3 protein-coding genes are annotated in these 2,967 nt (G+C 55.8%); 2 read left to right on the top strand and 1 reads right to left on the bottom strand.

Going from position 1 to position 2,967, the window contains the following annotated elements:
• The coding region (gene sbcB, locus DBR24_RS27365; protein WP_128616276.1) for an exodeoxyribonuclease I at positions 1 to 1,109 on the top strand (1,109 nt) is incomplete at its 5' end.
• Between the two features lie 97 nt (positions 1,110 to 1,206).
• Here the strand turns inward: sbcB and mvaT are convergent.
• Positions 1,207 to 1,584, bottom strand: coding sequence for a histone-like nucleoid-structuring protein MvaT (mvaT, locus tag DBR24_RS27360; RefSeq protein ID WP_038366705.1), 378 nt, complete (start codon positions 1,582 to 1,584; stop codon positions 1,207 to 1,209).
• A 336-nt stretch (positions 1,585 to 1,920) separates the two neighbouring features.
• Between mvaT and purU the strand changes: the two genes are divergently transcribed.
• Complete coding sequence (purU, locus tag DBR24_RS27355; protein ID WP_123467252.1) at positions 1,921 to 2,769, top strand: formyltetrahydrofolate deformylase; 849 nt, start codon at positions 1,921 to 1,923, stop codon at positions 2,767 to 2,769.
• Positions 2,770 to 2,967: the final 198 nt, after the last annotated feature.

The raw sequence follows: 2,967 nt of genomic DNA, 5'->3' as shown, positions 1-2,967 counted from the left end.
GTCTGTATCGCAATTTCTTCGACCCCTATGCCCGCGAGTGGCAGGGCGGGAACAGTCGCTGGGATCTGATTGATGTGGTGCGTGCGGCCTATGCCTTGCGCCCCGACGGTCTGGTCTGGCCGACCGATGACGAAGGCCGGGTGACCCTCAAGCTCGAACGCCTGACCGCCGCCAATCACATTGATCACGGGCATGCCCACGAAGCGTTGTCCGACGTGCGCGCGACCATCGCCCTGGCGCGCTTGATCCGCGAGAAGCAGCCAAAACTCTATGACTGGCTGTTTCAGTTGCGCAGCAAGCAGAAGGTGATGGATCAGATTCGCCTGTTACAGCCTTTGGTGCATGTGTCCGGGCGCTTCTCGGCGGCGCGCAGTTACGTCGGTGTGGTGCTGCCACTGGCCTGGCACCCGAAGAATCGCAATGCCTTGATCGTCTGCGATCTGCACCTCGATCCGCAGGGCTTGCTCGATCTTGACGCGCAGACCCTGCGCCAGCGGCTGTACACCCGTCGTGACGATTTGCCCGAAGGCCAACTGCCGGTGCCGCTCAAGCTGATTCACATCAATCGTTGCCCGGTGGTCGCGCCCCTGGCGGTGTTGCGTGGCGAAGATCAGCAGCGTCTGGGGCTGGACATGGCGTTGTATCAGGCACGAGCACTGCGACTAACTGACGCACAACAAGTTTGGAAAGATAAAGTCGCGGCCATTTATGCCAGCGAAGATTTCATCCCCAGCGAAGATCCGGAGCAACAGTTGTACGACGGATTTATCGGTGACCGCGATCGACGTCTATGTGAGCAAGTCAGAAGCGCTGACCCTGCTCAACTAGCGCAAGAGCAATGGCCTTTCGATGATGAACGTTTGCCCGAATTGCTCTTTCGATATCGAGCGCGCAACTTTCCCGATACGTTGAATTCTGAAGAGCAAGAACGCTGGCGGATATTTTGTCAGCAGCGTTTGTCTGCGCCGGAATGGGGCGCTCCGAATACCTTGGCATCTTTTACAGAGGCGGCCGACGAATGGATGCATAGTGCGACGGCGAGTCAGAAAGAGGTGCTCAATCAATGGCAGAATTATGTCCAGGCATTACGCAAACGTTTGGATCTTTGAAAACGAACATGACCGGCTCTGAAAAACGCACATAAAAAAACGCCAGCATTCGCTGGCGTTATTTTTTTCGCGGATTGCTCTGCGAAGGCATTGCGGCTTAGCCCAGCAGGGTAGCCCAACCTTCAACCACGTCGCCGCCCCACTTGGCTTTCCACTCTTTCAGAGTTTTGTGGTTGCCACCTTTGGTTTCGATGACTTCGCCATTGTGCGGGTTTTTGTATTGTTTAACTTTGCGTGCACGCTTGGTGCCAGTAGTTTTTACTGCACCGCCACGTGGTGCCTTGGTTTTTGCATCCGGATCCAGCAGTGCGATGATGTCGCGCAGGGATTTGGAGTATTCGCCCATCAGGGTGCGCAGTTTGCCTTCGAATTCCAGCTCGGCTTGCAGTTTGTCGTCTTGCGACAGGTTCTTCAAACGGGCTTGCAGCTCTTTGATTGCTTCTTCGGTGGCGCGATATTCGTTGATCAAGGACATGATTACTACCTTAGTAGAGTGCTGAATGACAGGGGACAGTGCGGCAATAATAGTCAGGCTGTTTCATCAAGTAAACATTTAACCGGACTTTTTATTTAATTTAGTTACAAGAGTTAGCGATAAATTGAATGCCCCGTTAAATAGTGTGATGCAGTCATCACAGATATTCACAGTTGCCTGATCAACCAGGCCATCGGTGCGCCACTGTCCTGACGAATCATTCCGTCAAAAAGCCGTAATTCGGAGCGGCAGCCACGGTAACGGTCATCAATACTGCAGTTTTCCTGCGCAGTCGCTAGAATGGCGGCCTTTGCGAAGTTCTGGAGTTTCCCCCTCATGCGCACCTATCGGCTGGTGATCTCTTGCCCGGACCGCGTTGGCATCGTTGCCAAAGTCAGTAACTTTCTGGCGTCCCACAACGGCTGGATCACTGAAGCGAGCCACCACTCCGACAATCAGATCGGCTGGTTTTTCATGCGTCACGAAATTCGTGCCGATTCGCTGCCCTTCGGTATTGAAGTATTGCGCGAGAAGTTTGCGCCAATCGCCGAAGAGTTCTCGATGGACTGGCGCATCACCGACACCGAGCAGAAAAAGCGCGTGGTGCTCATGGCCAGCCGCGAATCCCACTGCCTGGCCGACCTGCTGCATCGCTGGCACAGCGATGAACTGGATTGCGAAATCTCTTGCGTGATTTCCAACCACGACGACTTGCGCAGCATGGTCGAGTGGCACGGCATTCCTTATTACCATGTCCCGGTCAATCCGCAGGACAAGCAACCGGCGTTCGCCGAAGTGTCGCGCCTGGTCAAACAGCACGATGCCGAGGTGGTGGTGCTGGCGCGCTACATGCAGATTCTGCCGCCGGAACTGTGCCGCGAATATGCGCACAAGGTGATCAACATTCACCACAGCTTCCTGCCATCGTTCGTCGGTGCCAAGCCGTACCACCAGGCTTCCCTGCGTGGGGTGAAACTGATCGGTGCGACCTGCCACTACGTGACCGAAGAGCTGGATGCCGGCCCGATCATCGAGCAGGACGTGGTCCGCGTCAGCCACAGCGACAGCATCGAAGACATGGTGCGTTTCGGTCGCGATGTCGAGAAGATGGTGCTGGCCCGTGGCTTGCGTTATCACCTCGAAGATCGCGTGCTGGTGCACGGCAACAAGACCGTGGTGTTCTGATCGAACGCACGTGCGCTTGAATTCTGAAGGGCCTGGGCGTTCAATCGCTCAGGCCCTTCTTCATTCAGGCCCCTTCGCCGTTTCCGACCCGAGGACATGCTGATGAGCGATCCGCTGGACAAAGCCACTTCCAAAGCGCCCGCCACATTGGGCGAAGGTTGTCTGAGCCGCTATGACCCGGAGGATATGAGCCCGGAG

Origin of the sequence: Pseudomonas sp. HMWF006, from assembly GCF_003061205.1 — a bacterium.
Lineage (GTDB): Bacteria > Pseudomonadota > Gammaproteobacteria > Pseudomonadales > Pseudomonadaceae > Aquipseudomonas > Aquipseudomonas monsensis.
The sequence above is the reverse complement of the archived record's forward strand: the minus strand, read 5'-3'. Positions and strand labels throughout refer to the sequence as shown.